We start from the raw sequence: 16133 nt of genomic DNA on the forward strand, positions 1-16133 counted from the left end.
ATTATTCCGCCGCTGTTGCCGCTTCGCCCCAGCCGATGATGGCCTTGGTTTCGAGGAAATCAGTGAAGGCATGGTCGCCCCACTCGCGGCCATTGCCCGACTGTTTGTAGCCGCCGAATGGTGCCATCATGTCACCGGGGGCCTGGTTGATGTTGACCTGGCCAGTCCGCAACTGGCGCGCAACCTTGCGGGCGTGTTCGGGCTCGCCCGAGATATAGCCGGCGAGGCCGTAGACCGTATCATTGGCAATCGCCACGGCCTGTTCCTCGGACTGGTAGGGCAGCATTGCCAGCACCGGGCCAAAGATTTCCTCGCGCGCAATCGTCATGTCGTTGCTGACATCGGCAAAGATCGTCGGCTTGACATAATAGCCCTTGTCGAGGCCATCCGGGCGCCCGGTGCCGCCGCTGACCAGCGTTGCGCCTTCGTCGATACCCTTCTGGATCAGCCCCTGGATCTTGGTCCACTGCGTCTCGCTGACAACAGGCCCCATCGCGGCATTGCCATCGGGCGAACCGACTGTGGTGGCTTCGGCAGCCGCCTTTGCGATGGCCTTGGCCGCTTCCATCTTGGCGGCAGGGATCAGCATGCGCGTCGGTGCATTGCACGACTGGCCGCTGTTCATCATCACCGACTTGACGCCGCCGGCAACGGCGACCTGCAGATCGGCATCGTCAAGAATGATGTTGGGCGACTTGCCGCCGAGTTCCTGATGAACTCGCTTGACGGTGGGGGCGGCATTGCGGGCAACTTCGATACCGGCGCGGGTGCTGCCGGTGAAGCTGACCATATCGACTTCGCGGTGCGAGGACAGCGCGGCGCCAACAGTGGGACCGTCGCCGTTGACGAGGTTGAAGACACCGGCCGGCACACCGGCGGCGTGCATGACTTCGGCCCACAGGATCGCCGAGAACGGCGCGATTTCAGACGGCTTGAGCACCATGGTGCAACCGGTGGCGATCGCCGGGACGACCTTGCAGGCGATCTGGTTGATCGGCCAGTTCCACGGCGTGATGAAGGCGCACACGCCGATAGGTTCATGGGTAATGAGCGTGGTGCCGCGCAGTTTTTCGAACTCGTAATTCTTCAGCACCTCGATGCCGGTCATCAGGTGGCCAACACCGATTGCGGCTTGCGCCTGCATGGCCAGCCAGCCCGGTGCACCCATTTCCTCGGTGATGGCTGCGGCGATTTCGGCAAAACGCTCCTGATATTTCGCCAGGATGTTCTGCAGCAATTCAACGCGGTCGGCGCGGCTGGTTTGTGAATAGCCCGAAAACGCCTTGCGGGCGGCCATCACCGCGCGGTCGGCGTCAGCGGCGCTGCCCATCGAGATCACGCCGGCCACTTCCTCTGTGGCCGGGTTGATCACGTCCAACAGCTTTGGCGCCGCCGGATCAACCCATTGGCCGTCGATATAGAATTTGGTGTATTGGCGCATGGTTCAGCCTCCCCAGCTGTGTTGTTGGGTCGCTTGTAGCACGCCGATGGGGCGATTCGGCGCTTGGCGCTTTTGATAAGGCTATTTCGCCGGCAGCAGCAGCGTGGCCGCCGCCGCCATGCTTTCCACGCCCGTCGCGATGGTCGGCGCCGGATCGGGGGCCCAGCCGCTGTTGTGCAGGCTGGGGATGGCCGGCCCGCCCTTTTGCGCCGCATCCCACTGTGCCTGAGCAACACCGCCCAGCCAGAAGATCACTGACGGCGCCTTGGCTTCCAGACCGAAATACTGGAAATCCTCCGAGGCCATCGACGGATCGAGATCCACCACCCGGGCCTTGCCGAGCTTTGCTTCGAACTGCGTCTTGATGCGGGCGGCCAGCGCCGGATCATTCAGGGTCGGCACGCCATAACCGGTGTGGCTGATCACCGGCATCAACGCTTCGGGCAGACCAGCCGCAATCGCCTGGCCTTTTGCCACCCGGGCAATGCCATCCAGCAGGCGCTGTTGCTGCTTGGGGTCGTAACTGCGGATCGTCAGTTGCAGCTTCACCTCGTCCGGAATGATATTGTGCTTGGTGCCGCCGTGGATGCTGCCCACCGTGATCACCGCCGGCTTGAACGGATCATTCTCGCGGGAAACGATGGTTTGCAGGGCCGTGATGATGCGGCCCGCCAGCGCAACCGGGTCCTTCGTGCTGGCCGGATAGGCGCCATGGCCGCCGATGCCCTTCACCACCATGTCCATCGACGTGGAGATCGACAGGGCGCGGAACGGCGGCACGCTCACCGTGCCGGCGGGGATGCCGCTGCTGTCGTGCAGGGCCAGCGCATAATCCGGCTTGGGAAAGCGCGTGAACAGCCCATCGGCGATCATTGCCCGCGCGCCGCCACCGCCTTCCTCGGCCGGCTGGCCCACCATCACCACGGTTCCGCGCCAGGCCTTGCGGTTTTCCGCCAGCCAGCGCGCCGTGCCCACCCATACCGACATGTGAATGTCGTGGCCGCAGGCATGCATCACCGGCGTCATCGGGCCGTCGCCATAACTGCCCATCGCCGTGCTGCCATAGGGCAGGCCGGTGGCTTCCTTCACCGGCAGCCCGTCCATGTCGGCGCGGATCAGCAGCGTCGGGCCCTTGCCGTTCTTCAACACCGCCACCACGCCGGTGCGGCCGACTTTTTCCGTCACCTCGAAACCGGCAGCGCGGGCTTCGGCCGCGAGGATGCCGGCCGAGCGGGTTTCCTGAAAGCTGAGTTCAGGGTGGGCGTGCAGATCCTTGTAGAGGGTGACCAGATCAACCGGGGCGCTGAACGCCGGGGCCGCAGCCGCCAGCAGCAGACTGGCAAAAAGGCTCTTCATCGTCTGTCTCCTCGGGGTCAGCGCGCGGCGGGCAACAGCATCATCACGGCGTCGGTCATGGTGGCGACGCCGGTGGCGATGGTGGGGGCCGGATCGGGTGCCCAGCGCGGATTGTGGGGCCCGGGCAGCTTGGTGCCGTCCTGCTGCGCTTTGGCCCACACATCAGCGTTCACCGCGCCCAGCGAGTACATCACGGTCTGGATGCGCGGATCGGCCAGGCCGAACTGGTTGTAATCCTCCGACGCCATCGACGGATTGCCTTCCAGCACCTTGTCCGGCCCCAGCGTCTTCTGAAACAGCGCCTTGATGCGGGTGGCGAGCGCTGTGGTGTTGATGGTGGGTTGCGTGCCGTTGGGGTCCACCGTCACCTCAGGGTAAAGGGTTTCCGGCAGGCCGGCGGCGATCGCCTCGCCGCGAGCGATACGCCTGATGCCTTCGATCAGGCGAGTCTGCACGCCGGCATCGAAACTGCGCACCGTCAGTTGCAGGTGCACGTTTTCGCCGATGATATTGTGCTTGGTGCCGCCATGGATGCTGCCCACGGTCACCACCGCCGGGCGGAACGGATCGTTCTCGCGGCTCACCAGCGTCTGCAGCGCCAGCACGATGCGGCTGGCCAGTACCACCGGGTCCTTGGTGTCGGCCGGGTAGGCGCCGTGGCCGCCAACGCCCTTCACCTCGATGTCCACGGTGTCGGCCGCCGAGGCATTGGCGGCCAGATTGACCTGAACCGTACCGGCAGGGCCGGTGCCATCGTGCAGCGCCAGCGCATAATCGGGGCGGCCGAAACGCGCATAGAGCCCGTCGGCCAGCATGGCGCGCGCGCCCTGGATAATCTCTTCGGCTGGCTGGGCGACCATGATCACCGTGCCGCGCCAGCCGGCCTTCTTCTCGGCCAGCGCGCGCACGACGCCGGCCCACACCGTCATGTGAATGTCGTGGCCGCAGGCATGCATCACCGGGGTTTCGGGGCCGCCTGCATAATGGCCGGTGGCCTGGCTGGCATAGGGCAGGCCGGTGATTTCCTTGACCGGCAGCGCATCCATGTCGGCGCGCACCAGCACGGTGGGGCCGGGGCCGTTCTTCATCACGGCCACGACACCGGTGCCGCCCACTTTCTCGGTCACCTGCCAGCCGGCAGCGCGGGCTTCAGCGGCGAGGATGCCGGCCGAGCGGGTTTCCTGGAAGCCCAGTTCGGGATGGGCGTGGAGATCCTTATAGAGCGCGACCAGATCGACCGGCGCAGCGTCCGCGGAGGTGGCCAGCAGGGCAGCCGCCAGCAGGATCGTCTTCATCTTCTTCCCCCTCAAACCAGAGCCGACAAGCCATCCCACGCCAGCTTGCCGCCCACCAAGATCATCAGCACGTGCATGATGGCATAGAAACGCGGGCCATCAATACGCCGCACCAGCACGGTGCCGGCCCACGTGGACGCCAGCGCCGCCGGCATCAGTGCCGCGGCCAACCACAGATTTTCCGGCGTGAAGGCACCCAGCGCATAATAGGCGGGCACTTTCAGCCAGTTGATCAGTGCGAAAAACACGCTGCTGGTGCCGATGAACATGTCGCGCTGCAACTTCTTCGGCAGCACATGCATCTGGAAAGGCGGCCCACCAGCATGGGCGATCTGGCTGGTGAAGCCGGCCACCGCGCCCATCGCCACACCCTCCCACGCTCTCCCCAGTCGCGCCGGCACCCCGCGATGTTCGGCGCGGATACGTTGGATGGCAAACACGATGGCAATCAGGCCCACCGCCGCTTCCACCACCGATACCGATACGAACCGCGCCAGCGCCCAGCCGGCGAAGATGCCCACGCACGCGCCCGGCACCATGATTTTCAGGATGGCAACGTCGCGGTGGGCACCAAAGGCCTTCACCGAAAACACGTCCTGCACCAACAGGATCGGCAGCAATATGGCCGCGGCCAGCACCGGGCTCATGCCAAGTGCCATGATCGGCACACCCAGCACGCCCAGCCCGGCAAAGCCGCCCTTGGCGAGGCCAAGGATGGTCACGCCCACCAGCGCTGCGACCCAGAAGGCCCAGCCCTGCGCGCTGAGCAATTCGGCAATGCCTGCGGGCACGATCAGGCGGCGCGCAGTTCGATCAGCACCAACCGTGCCGTCCAGCGCGGCCACGGCAGCGCGATGCGCCAGTGGCCGGGCCCGACCGCCTGCAAGACACCCAGCTGGTCGCGTTCACCATCCTCGCCATAACGCAGCCGGCCCATCTCGCCGGCCAGCCGCAGCGTGCCGAGAAACACCAGCCGATCGACATCGGGATAGAGCGTGCCCAGATACTGCTGCGGCCCCGGCGCCGTTTCAAAGCGCAGCACGATGCCATCGGCGCTGAGCCGGCACGGCGCCCAAGCACTGGCCTGCACCGCCGGGCTGACGCGAGGACTGCCCTGCCGCCAACCGAGCTGGATGGTACGGCACTGATGCTCACCCACTGTTGGCAGCGCCGGATTGGTGGTGATCGCATCGCCCACCACCGGGCCCAAAGCGGCCATTTCGGCGGCGGCACCGGCTTCGGCCACATCGGCACGGGCCTGATCCCAGGCTTCGGAAAGCCGTGCCAGCCGGCCGCGATCCTGATCCTTGATCACCGCCTGCCACACATCGGCACGGCGCACGACGGCATAGGGGCGCAGCTCTTCATCCTTGCCGCTGCAGCCGGCCAGAACCAGCAGCGCCAGCAGGGCCAGCGCGCGCCTCATCATTCGCCCAGCATGCCGCGCACGAACCCAGCCAGGCCGAGCTGGCGTTTGCGGCGCAGCCGTTCGGCTTTCAGGATAGCGCGGATTTCGTTCAGGCAGGTTTCGGCATCATCGTTGACGAGGATATAATCATACTCGCCCCAGTGGCTGATCTCGTCGCGGGCCCGGGCCATGCGATCGGCGATCACTTCCGGATGATCGGTGTTGCGGTTCTTGAGGCGGCGTTCCAGCTCCTCAAGATGCGGCGGCAGGATGAATACCCGCACCAGATCGGATGCCGCATCGGTCTGCTGCAACTGCTGCGTGCCCTGCCAGTCGATATCGAACAGCACATCCCGTCCATCGGCCAACGCCGATTCGACCGGCGCGCGCGGCGTGCCATAACGGTTGCCGAACACGGTCGCCCATTCCAGCAGGGCGTTTTCTTCAACCATCGACTGGAACTGATCGTGCGACACGAAATAATAATCAACGCCGTCCACTTCACCGGGACGTGGGCTGCGCGTTGTGGCCGAAACGCTCATGGTGATGCCGCTGTCTTCGGCCATCAGCGCGCGCGACATGGTGGTCTTGCCGGCACCCGAGGGGGAGGACAGCACGAACATCAGGCCGCGCCGGAGTGGACTGCGGGCCGGCGCGCCGGTGCGGGCAAAATGCGTCACTTGCGGCGGAACCGATCAAGGGTGACGACGTTGCTGCCTTCATCCTGGGGTTCGGGCGGCGGCGCTTCCGGCGGCGTTTCGGGTGGCGGCCCCTCGCAGTCCTTGGGCGCGAATTGCAGGGCGAAATTCACCGCCGGGTCCACAAAGCCAACGATGGCATCATAGGGGATCACCAGGCTGGATGGCATCTGGTTGAAACTGAGCCCGATGGAAAAATGATCATCGGCCACGATCAGATCCCAGTAACGATGCTGGATGACGATGGTCATCTCGTCCGGATAACGCTCCATCAGATGTTTCGGGATGGAAACGCCGGGCGCGCGGGTGCGAAAGGCGATGTAGAAATGATGGCCGCCGGGCAGGCCGCCTTCATCCGATATGCGCTGCAACACGCGGCTGACCACACCGCGCAGCGCATCCTGGACGATGTCGTCATAGGGGATCAGGCTGTCGGGCGTGGTGTCGTTCACGAGAGCTGAGCCTTGGCTGAAAAACGGGGGGGGGAATGTCGCTTCCGATTGGCGCGAGGCGTTGTCTAGGTCAAGGGGGGCCAAGGTCAAGCGATATGCCCGCCGCAGTGGTGGATGACATCGCCGCATCCGGGTCGCGCGTATCTTCGCTGGCATTTGGCGGCGCTTGGGGGAGGAAACAGGATGCAATGCGGGAACACCGGACGAATGGCGGCGGCCCTTGCCCTGCTCGCCGGCCTTTCAGGCTGTGTTTCGGCCCGGCGATTGCCGCCGGCCCGGGCCGACGCGCCCGCGCTTGATGCGCCGGCCTTCTTTACCGGTCAAAGCCGAGGCGAAGGCACACTGAAGATCGCCCTGCGCCGGCCGCGCGCCGTGACGGTGGCCAGCGTTGGGCGTTGGGGCAGCGATGGCGGCCTCATCCTCGATCAGACGGTGACGCTGGCGGACCAGCCGGCGACGCAGCGGCAATGGCAGTTGCGCCGTGATGGGCCGAGTGGTGTCGCCGGCAGCCTGAGCGATGCTGCCGGGCCGGTGACCGGCCGCATCGAGGGCAATCGCCTGCACCTGCGTTTCACCATGAAGGGGGGCCTGCGCGCCGATCAATGGCTGGCGCTGCAGCCCGGCGGTCAGATGCTGCACAATGTGATGATCGTGCGCAAATTCGGCCTGCCGGTCGCACGGTTGGACGAGGTGATCATGCGCGAAAATCGATGAGGGGGTTCTGTTGCCCGGCCCTCCCAGTGTCACTTGTGGGTCGGGGGAGCCGTGACTGTGCAAATCGGTGAGGGGGTTCTGTTGCCCGGCCCCCCTCCGGCCGCTGGAATCCACTTCTGTTGCCCGGTGTGGCCCGTACCGCGCTTTCGGCCAGTGAAACTCAGTCCGTGAGGACCGGGTTACGCTGCGATTGCGAATGCCTCGTTGTCGTTGGCATTTATGGTGTTTTGAACGGTTTTACGGCTCATTCAGGCCGGGCAAAAATATCGTCTTTGAACACACGTCGATTCTGGTTCGGCCCCATGCATCGCCCCGACAACGGGTTGAAGAAATGGTGGAGCCGCCGGGTACTGCCCCCGGGTCCGCTGCGTCTATTTCACGGCATCATTTATCGCCATATCCGGCAAGCCGGCATCACTTATGTAGGCGCTGCCCGGCGATTCCTCAAGTCTTGACGAAACGGCGATAGAGCGCCGGCAACAGCAGCAGGGTAAGCAGGGTGGAGGAGAGGATGCCGCCGATCACCACGGTGGCGAGCGCATCGATGGACAGCGCTGTCTGTGCTGCGGCGGGGGCCGCCACTGCAATGGCGGCAAAGAGGCAAATCATGCGGATCATCCCGATCCGCGTAGAGCAATTGCTACAAAAGAAAACCCGTTATATTACGGGTGCTTAGTTGCGATTAGGTCGCGATAGCGGTTGAGCACGGCGCCGTTGATGGCATCCCAGTCAAACGCCTGCGCGGCGGCCAGCCCTGCTTTGCCGTGGCCGGCGCGCAGCACCGGATCGGTGCAATAATTCTGCAGCGCATCAGCATAGCCGGCGATGTCACCTGGCGTCACCAGCGCGCCGGTGGTGCCATCGGTGACCAGACATTCGTTGCCGCTGGCCCGCGCCGCCACCACCGGCAGGCCGCTGGCCATGGCTTCCAAATTGATGTTGCCAAAGGTTTCGGTGGTCGACGGGTTGAGCAGCATGTCCATGCTGGCATAGGCCCGCGCCAGGTTGGTGCCATCAAGAAAGCCGGTGAAGATGGCATCAGGCGCCAGCGTTTCGAACCGCTCCCGCGCCGGGCCATCGCCCACCACCACCAGCCGGTGCGGCACAGCGCGCTGCTTGAGTTCGGCCACCGCTGCCGCCACGGCTTCCAGCCCCTTTTCCAGCACCAGTCGGCCCACGAAGCCGATCACCGGCTCGCTGTCGCCGATACCCAGCGACCAGCGCCATTCCGACGAGCGGCGTTGCGGATTGAAGCGCGCCTTGTCCACACCCCGGCTCCAAACCGCAGGTTCATTGGCGATGATGCGCGCATCCCGCATCATCTCGCCAAAGCCGGGCGTGGTGACGAACACTTCATCGAGCCCGGCATAGAAACGGCGCAGCATCATTTCCATCAGCGGCCGAGCAAAGCCGAAACCATAATATTCAAGATAGGTTTCAAACCGGGTGTGGATGGAGGCCACCACCGGCACCTTCAATTCGCGCGCCAGTCGCTTCAGCGCATGGGCCGCGGGATCGGGGGCGGAAAGATGGATGATATCGGGCGCGAAATCGCGTATTTCGCGCTTCAGCCGATCGGGCACGCCAAGCGCCACCCGATATTCGTCGCGCCCAGGGATCGACAGGCTGGGCACCGAAACCAGCGTGCCGGCCGGTTCGAACGCCGGCGTATCGCTGGTGGGGGAGTAAACCCGCACGTTGCAGCCCTGCCGTTCGAGAAAGGCCACCAGGCGATTGAGCGCCTGGTTCGCCCCGTCGCGCACGTAATTATAGTTGCCCGAATAGAGCACGATCCGCAGCGGGCGGGCGGGCGCCGACGCGGGCGCGGTTTCAAACACTTCGGGCATCTTGAAGGCGGTGGCCACGATCATTTCCCTTATTCACTCGCTCAATCGCATGCCATTGTGGCCAAGACGGGGCAGAGTAAGGGCAGGTCGGCCCAGATCGGGCCAGAACCGAAAAAGCGCCGCCCGGATGGCCGGGCGGCGCCTTTGCGAATTGCGGTTGCCCGCGATCAGGCGGCAGTGGCAGCCCGGCGGCGGCGGGCCACGGCGCCAACCAGGCCGAAGCCAGCGATCAGCATCGCCCAGCTGGCCGGTTCCGGCACGACAGCACCGCCCGAGCTGGTGAACACCAGCTTTTCATAGGCCGACGAGTCGTTGAGGCCTTGAATATCATTGATGCGATAGCCGCCGGTAAAGGTGAGCGTGTGAATGCACAGGCGGCCGATGCCGCTGGCAGTATCGCACTCGTTCTTGTTCGGCGTCTCACCTGCCGGCACGAAGCCGAACGACCAATTGTCCGCATTGTACCAGCCGGTGCCATTGGCGATGTTGGTGGTGCCGTTATTCGCTGCGCCCGTGTTGAACAGCACATCGGTCTTCAGGGCCTGGGCCAGCACCAGCAGCGTGCCCGAGCCCGTCTCCCGGCCGGCCACCAGCAGGCGGTCGCCAGCGCAATCAGACAGGGCGACCGAGGCGCTGCTACCAAAGATCGTCGCCATGGTGGCGGAATAGCACAGCGACCAACCACCGCCGGTGACGGTGCCCACCGCCACGTTGAGCTGCGGCCCGACCGGCAGATAGGTCGCGGCGGCGGCCGGCGAAGCGGCCAGTGCGGCGGCAATGACGAATGTCCGGATCATTTCATTTCCCCTTCTTCAACAAACTGGCTGTCCCCGTCGGGACCAGATCAAAAAATCCAATTAAATCATGCGGAAACCGCCGTTTTGCGTCGACGCGCCATCAAGCCCACCAATCCAAAACCGGCAATCAGCATCGTCCAGGCGGTCGGCTCCGGCACACCGGCCAACGGGCCGCCGCTGGTCAGATCACTTGGCACGAAGCCGCTGCTGGTCAGGCCGGGATCACGGCCGACACTGAAGGGCGTGGTGCGGCCGTTGCCGAACTGCATGTCGGAAAACGGGGCAAAGAGTTCAGCGTTGGTTGTGGCCGCGAACGCGGGGGCAGGTGTTGGCGCGGCACCGGCATTGGTGGTGGCCTGCGCCGGGCCGGCGATCACGGCCGTGGCCGCCACCGCGAGGATCATCCTGTGCATGTGAACGTCTCCGTACTGGCCTACCCTGGCTCCCATCAAGATGCACAGCCCGTGCCAAGTCGGTTATCGAAAGGTTAATCCTATTATATTCTGATACTTGAGTGGGATGACGGCTGAATTGGCATTCGCTCGCTGTAAACTTCGCCGACATTTCCAGCCGCCACACGAAACAGGGCGCGGCGGTTGCTCGCCACGCCCCTTTCATCGCGCCGCCGATTGGCGGTGCTTTGGATCAGCCTTCGGTCTGCAGCACGGAACGCACCGCATCGCGGCTGGCAGCCGCCACGCGCAGGCGGCCGATGCCAGCGCCGGTCCCGGCCGGAATCAGGCGGTGGCCGATGACGTTCTCCTTGAGAGCAGTCAGGGCATCGATCTTTTCCCCGATTCCGATACGCAATCGCATGTCATTGTAGCCAAGACGGGGAAGAGCGAGGGCAGCGTGACCGAGCGAGGGCCTGAAATGAAAAGCGCCGCCCGGATGGCCGGGCGGCGCCTTTGCCTTGTACTGCGTGTCGCGATCAGGCGGCGACAGCGGCCTTGCGACGACGCTGGGTCGCGCCAACCAAGCCAAAGCCGGCGATCAGCATTGCCCAACTGGCCGGTTCCGGCACGCCGCCAACAGTGGAGCTGCCGAAAGTGATATTGTCATAGGCAACGAAGTTGGCACCGCCACCGAAGTCGATCGACTTGGCGACACCGGCGAAGTTCACGCCGATTGCCGTCCAGTTGCAATAGAAGCCCGACGCATTCGGCGGGCAACCCTGATTGGCCTGCAGAGCCAAGTTCAACGTGGCCAGCACGTTGCCGGTGGCACCAAGGCCATCATAAACGCGGATGAATGCCTGGGAATTGGACGAGTAGTTGAACGAGAAGCCGTTGCTGAAGCCCGCAGCATAGTCCAGCGTGACGGCGCCGCCCGACAGGAAGAACAGGATGCCCTGCTTGCCAAGTGCCTGATCCGGTTCACAGCAGCCATTGAAATTGTTGATCGCTAAGGCGTTGCTGGAGAAGGCCGCGCCAAAGTTGGTGCCGCTGGTGCCGTGGCCGCTGGTGCCGCCATTGTAGAAATTATTGACGGCCGTGCTGTTGCCAAGCCCCGGGTTTACGACGTTGGTGAAATCGAGTGTGACGACTGCTGCTGATGCCATCGAGGCCGAAGCGGCCAGAGCAGCCGCAGCTGCAAATTTCACGATTTTCATGATCATTCCCCCGAACAAACGCAACGCCGGCCAACCGCTGACACGGCTCAATCCAGCGCAGCACAAGGAACGACTCACGCGTCAATGCGCCAAACTGAACAATCCCTTTATAAATAATTAATATAAATGTTCAAAAAGGTTACGATTTCGTTAATTCAAATGCCATATGCGGTGCTTACACGGCCGTTCACAGCCAGCTCCAGGAATTGTGAAAAGACAGACCTTTCGGACTGAGCTGGCGGCGAGGGCGCATGAAAAAGGGGCGCGGCGGTTACCCGCCACGCCCCTCATTCCGTGCCGCCGATTGGGCGGTGCGGTCGATCAGCCTTCGGTCTGCTCCAGCGCCTTGGCGTTGGCCTGCTGCACAGAGCGCAGCACCGCATCGCGGCTGGCAGCGGCCACACGAAGGCGGCCGATGCCGGCGCCGGTGCCGGCCGGGATCAGGCGGCCGACGATGACGTTTTCCTTCAGACCAGTCAGGGTATCGATCTTGCCCTGCACCGCGGCTTCGGTGAGCACGCGGGTGGTTTCCTGGAACGACGCCGCCGACACGAACGACTTGGTCTGCAGCGAGGCCTTGGTGATGCCGAGCAGCACCGGCTTACCGGCGGCCACGCGACCATCCTGACCAAGCTTGGCGTTTTCTTCGTCCATCTCCTCGCGGTCGACCTGTTCGCCCACCAGCAACGTGGTGTCGCCGCTTTCGGTGATTTCCACCTTCTGCAGCATCTGGCGCACGATCACTTCGATGTGCTTGTCGTTGATGCGCACACCCTGCAGGCGATAGACTTCCTGGATTTCAGCGCAGAGATATTCGGCCAGCGGCTCCACACCCAGCACTTCCAAAATGTCGTGCGGGTTGGGGTTGCCATCGATCAGATAGTCACCCCGGCGCACGAAGTCGCCTTCCTGCACGGCCACGTTCTTGCCCTTCGGCACCAGATACTCGGCGACGTCCCCACCATCTTCCGGACGGATATTGATGCGGCGCTTCGTCTTGTAATCCTTGCCGAATTCGACACGCCCATCAACACGCGCAATCACCGCGTTGTCCTTGGGAATGCGGGCTTCGAACAGTTCGGCCACGCGCGGCAGACCGCCGGTGATGTCGCGGGTCTTGGCGGCTTCACGCGGAATACGCGCCAGCACGTCACCGGCCGAAACATCCTGGCCATCGGCCACCGACAGAATGGCATCGGTGGCGAGCATGTAGCGCGCCGATTCACCCGACTGGTCATCAAGCAGGGTGATGCGCGGACGCAGATCGTCCTTCTTGTTGCTCGACTTCCATTCGGTGACGACCTTGTTGGCGAGGCCGGTGGCTTCGTCGACTTCTTCCTTCAGGGTCGTGCCTTCGATCAGGTCCTGGTATTTCACCTTGCCCGACTTTTCGGTGATCACCGGCAATGTGTACGGATCCCACTCAGCCAGACGATCGCCCTTCTTCACCGTGATGCCTTCAAGGTGCGTGATCAGCGCGCCATAAGGGATACGGTGGATCGAGCGTTCGCGGCCTTCGCTGTCGCGCAGGACGAGTTCGCCGTTACGCGCCATCGAGACGTTGCGGCCACGGCTGTCGGTGATGGTGACGATGCCGCGGAATTCGATGAGGCCATCAACCGGCGCATCGAGCGTGGACTGTTCCGACACCTGCGCCGCACCACCGATGTGGAAGGTGCGCATGGTCAGCTGCGTGCCCGGTTCGCCGATGGACTGCGCCGCGATGACACCCACGGCTTCGCCCATGTTCACCGGCGTGCCGCGCGCGAGGTCGCGGCCATAGCAGGTGGAGCAGACGCCGCCCTTGGTTTCGCACAGCAGCGGCGAGCGGATTTTCACTTCCGCCACGGCCGCTGTTTCGATGCGGGTCACGTCGGATTCGGTCAGCAGGTGACCGGCCGGCGCCACGACTTCACCAGTCTTGGCATCGACGATGTCAACCAGCACGGTACGGCCCAGGATACGCTCACCCAGCGACACGATGGTGTTGCCGCCTTCGACGATGGCCTTCATCAGCATGCCGCGCGGGGTGCCGCAATCTTCCTCGACGACGACGCAATCCTGCGAAACGTCGACCAGACGACGGGTCAGGTAACCCGAGTTGGCGGTCTTCAGCGCGGTATCGGCCAGACCCTTGCGGGCGCCGTGGGTGGAGTTGAAATACTCCAGCACGGTCAGGCCTTCCTTGAAGTTCGACAGGATCGGCGTTTCGATGATCTCGCCCGACGGCTTGGCCATCAGGCCGCGCATGCCGGCCAGCTGCTTCATCTGGGCTTGGCTACCACGGGCACCGGAGTGCGCCATCATGTAGATGGAGTTGATCTGCGCTTCACGGCCATCCGGCCGCTTCTTCTTGGCGCTGATTTCCTTCATCATTTCACCGGCAACCAGATCGCCGCACTTGGACCAGGCGTCAACGACCTTGTTGTACTTCTCGCCCTGCGTGATCAGGCCGTCCTGATACTGCTGCTCGAAGTCCTTCACCTCGGCCTTGGTCTTGTCGACCAGCACGGCCTTGGCAGCGGGGATCACCATGTCGTCCTTGCCGAAGCTGATGCCGGCCTGGAACGCGTGGCGGAAGCCCAGCGCCATGATGGCATCGGCAAACAGCACCGTCTCCTTCTGGCCAGTGTGGCGATAGACGGTGTCGATGACGTCGCCGATCTCCTTCTTGGTCAGCAGACGGTTGATGGTTTCGAACGGCACCTTGTGGCTCTTGGGCAGCGTTTCGCCCAGCAGCAGGCGGCCCGGCGTGGTGTTCACGCGCTTCATGTAGAGCTGACCGTTCTCATCGGTCTGCGGCACGCGGGCGATGATCTTGGTGTGCAGGGTCACGTTCTTGTTGAACAGCGCCTGGTGCACTTCGCTCATCGTGCCGAAGGCCATGCCTTCGCCCGGTTCCTTCTCGGACTCCATCGACAGATAATAGAGACCCAGCACCATGTCCTGCGACGGCACGATGATCGGCTTGCCGTTGGCGGGGGACAGGATGTTGTTGGTCGACATCATCAGCACGCGCGCTTCCAGCTGGGCCTCGAGGCTCAGCGGGACGTGCACGGCCATCTGGTCACCGTCGAAGTCGGCATTGAAGGCCGAGCAGACGAGCGGGTGCAGCTGGATGGCCTTGCCTTCGATCAGCACGGGTTCAAAGGCCTGAATGCCCAGGCGGTGCAGCGTCGGCGCGCGGTTCAGCAGCACGGGATGCTCGCGGATCACCTCGTCAAGGATGTCCCAGACTTCCTTGCGTTCCTTTTCCACCCACTTCTTGGCCTGCTTCAGGGTCATCGAAAGACCCTTGGCGTCGAGGCGCGAATAGATGAACGGCTTGAACAGTTCGAGCGCCATCTTCTTCGGCAGGCCGCATTGATGCAGCTTGAGTTCCGGACCGGTGACGATCACCGAGCGACCCGAATAATCGACGCGCTTGCCGAGCAGGTTCTGGCGGAAGCGGCCCTGCTTGCCCTTCAGCATGTCGGACAGCGACTTCAGCGGACGCTTGTTGGCACCGGTGATGGTGCGGCCACGGCGGCCGTTGTCGAACAGCGCATCCACGGCTTCCTGCAGCATGCGCTTTTCGTTGCGCACGATGATGTCAGGCGCGCGCAGTTCGATCAGGCGCTTCAGGCGGTTGTTGCGGTTGATCACGCGGCGATAGAGATCGTTCAAATCCGACGTCGCAAAGCGGCCACCATCCAGCGGCACCAGCGGGCGCAGTTCCGGCGGGATCACCGGCACCACCTGCATCACCATCCATTCGGGCTTGTTGCCCGAGTTGATGAAGCTCTCGACGATCTTCATCCGCTTGATGATCTTCTTCGGCTTCAGTTCCGACTTGGTGGTGCGCAGCTCTTCGCGCAGCGTCTCCATCTCGCCTTCAAGATCGAGTTCCTGCAGCAGGATGCGGATGGCTTCGGCACCGATGCCGGCCTGGAAGGCGTCTTCGCCATATTCCTCCTGGGCGGTCATCAGTTCTTCTTCAGTGAGAAGATCGAACTTCTTGAACGGCGTCATGCCCGGATCGAGCACCACATATTGTTCGAAATAGAGCACGCGCTCCAGCTGCTTGAGCTGCATGTCGAGCAGCATGCCGATGCGGCTGGGCAGCGACTTCAGGAACCAGATGTGGGCAACCGGCGCGGCCAGTTCGATATGGCCCATGCGCTCGCGGCGGACCTTCGACACGGTCACTTCCACGCCGCACTTTTCGCAAACGATGCCCTTGTACTTCATGCGCTTGTACTTGCCGCACAGGCACTCGTAATCCTTGATCGGGCCAAAGATGCGGGCGCAGAACAGGCCATCACGCTCCGGCTTGAAGGTCCGGTAGTTGATGGTTTCAGGCTTCTTGATCTCGCCGAACGACCAGCTGCGGATCTGCTCCGGGCTGGCGATGGCAATCTGGATCTGGTCAAACGTCTCGGGCTTGGCGGCCGGCGAGAAGAAATTCATCACTTCGTTCGTCATCTTCTTTCCTCCGTTTCCCCTCCCGCTCGCGGGAAGGGCTGGGGGTGGG

14 protein-coding genes, 1 other RNA gene and 2 pseudogenes are annotated in these 16133 nt (G+C 63.6%); 2 read left to right on the forward strand and 15 right to left on the reverse strand.

The features are described 5' to 3' along the window. Position 1: 1 nt before the first annotated feature. The 7 genes from G566_RS0103830 to G566_RS0103860 all read right to left on the reverse strand — a co-directional run bounded on the left by G566_RS0103830 (position 2) and on the right by G566_RS0103860 (position 6650). Positions 2-1441: an aldehyde dehydrogenase family protein gene (locus tag G566_RS0103830; RefSeq protein ID WP_022679354.1), complete on the reverse strand. Its 1440-nt coding sequence runs from the start codon at positions 1439-1441 to the stop codon at positions 2-4. 81 nt (positions 1442-1522) lie between these two features. Continuing rightward, the gene (locus G566_RS0103835; protein WP_022679355.1) at positions 1523-2797 is read right to left on the reverse strand and encodes an amidohydrolase; all 1275 of its coding nucleotides are present in this window, start codon (positions 2795-2797) and stop codon (positions 1523-1525) included. A gap of 17 nt (positions 2798-2814) precedes the next feature. Further along, entirely contained in the window at positions 2815-4092 is a 1278-nt protein-coding gene (locus tag G566_RS0103840) for an amidohydrolase (RefSeq protein WP_022679356.1), read from the reverse strand. A gap of 11 nt (positions 4093-4103) precedes the next feature. Next, entirely contained in the window at positions 4104-4883 is a 780-nt protein-coding gene (locus G566_RS0103845; RefSeq protein WP_084706764.1) for a sulfite exporter TauE/SafE family protein, read from the reverse strand. A gap of 2 nt (positions 4884-4885) precedes the next feature. After that, positions 4886-5518, reverse strand: coding sequence for a DUF4893 domain-containing protein (locus tag G566_RS0103850; protein ID WP_022679358.1), 633 nt, complete (start codon positions 5516-5518; stop codon positions 4886-4888). Further along, positions 5518-6123, reverse strand: coding sequence for a guanylate kinase (gene gmk / locus G566_RS0103855; RefSeq protein WP_040605404.1), 606 nt, complete (start codon positions 6121-6123; stop codon positions 5518-5520). The genes G566_RS0103850 and gmk overlap by 1 nt, the downstream gene beginning before the upstream one ends. 53 nt (positions 6124-6176) lie before the next feature. Beyond that, the gene (locus G566_RS0103860) at positions 6177-6650 is read right to left on the reverse strand and encodes an SspB family protein (protein ID WP_022679360.1); all 474 of its coding nucleotides are present in this window, start codon (positions 6648-6650) and stop codon (positions 6177-6179) included. A gap of 207 nt (positions 6651-6857) precedes the next feature. On the opposite strand from G566_RS0103860, the gene G566_RS0103865 reads away from it, so the two are divergent. Beyond that, entirely contained in the window at positions 6858-7364 is a 507-nt protein-coding gene (locus tag G566_RS0103865; protein WP_022679361.1) for a DUF3833 family protein, read from the forward strand. 105 nt (positions 7365-7469) lie between these two features. Here G566_RS0103865 and ssrA read toward each other — a convergent pair. From ssrA to G566_RS0103895, 7 genes and pseudogenes are all read right to left on the reverse strand, one after another. Further along, positions 7470-7816: a transfer-messenger RNA gene (gene ssrA / locus G566_RS14995) on the reverse strand. Further along, positions 7809-7982: an efflux RND transporter permease subunit gene (locus G566_RS15850; protein ID WP_022679362.1), complete on the reverse strand. Its 174-nt coding sequence runs from the start codon at positions 7980-7982 to the stop codon at positions 7809-7811. Before G566_RS15850 ends, ssrA begins: the two co-directional genes overlap by 8 nt. Before the next feature lie 44 nt (positions 7983-8026). Then, entirely contained in the window at positions 8027-9211 is a 1185-nt protein-coding gene (locus tag G566_RS0103875) for a glycosyltransferase family 4 protein (RefSeq protein WP_051135939.1), read from the reverse strand. 167 nt (positions 9212-9378) lie between these two features. After that, positions 9379-10008: a PEPxxWA-CTERM sorting domain-containing protein gene (locus G566_RS15760; protein WP_022679364.1), complete on the reverse strand. Its 630-nt coding sequence runs from the start codon at positions 10006-10008 to the stop codon at positions 9379-9381. A 65-nt stretch (positions 10009-10073) separates the two neighbouring features. Continuing rightward, a pseudogene (locus G566_RS15915) lies at positions 10074-10169 on the reverse strand (PEPxxWA-CTERM sorting domain-containing protein); the annotation flags it as partial. A 484-nt stretch (positions 10170-10653) separates the two neighbouring features. Next, complete coding sequence (locus tag G566_RS15295; RefSeq protein ID WP_022679366.1) at positions 10654-10824, reverse strand: hypothetical protein; 171 nt, start codon at positions 10822-10824, stop codon at positions 10654-10656. A 115-nt stretch (positions 10825-10939) separates the two neighbouring features. Further along, complete coding sequence (locus G566_RS0103895; protein ID WP_207789907.1) at positions 10940-11569, reverse strand: PEPxxWA-CTERM sorting domain-containing protein; 630 nt, start codon at positions 11567-11569, stop codon at positions 10940-10942. Here G566_RS0103895 and G566_RS15575 point away from each other — a divergent pair. Beyond that, positions 11547-11741: a hypothetical protein gene (locus tag G566_RS15575; RefSeq protein ID WP_169522747.1), complete on the forward strand. Its 195-nt coding sequence runs from the start codon at positions 11547-11549 to the stop codon at positions 11739-11741. The two genes, G566_RS0103895 and G566_RS15575, sit on opposite strands and share 23 nt — an antisense overlap. A gap of 236 nt (positions 11742-11977) precedes the next feature. Here G566_RS15575 and rpoC read toward each other — a convergent pair. Beyond that, positions 11978-16084: pseudogene (gene rpoC / locus G566_RS0103900) on the reverse strand (DNA-directed RNA polymerase subunit beta'); the annotation flags it as partial. Positions 16085-16133 lie beyond the last annotated feature (49 nt).

It is taken from the genome of Sandarakinorhabdus limnophila DSM 17366 (genome assembly GCF_000420765.1).
GTDB lineage: Bacteria > Pseudomonadota > Alphaproteobacteria > Sphingomonadales > Sphingomonadaceae > Sandarakinorhabdus > Sandarakinorhabdus limnophila.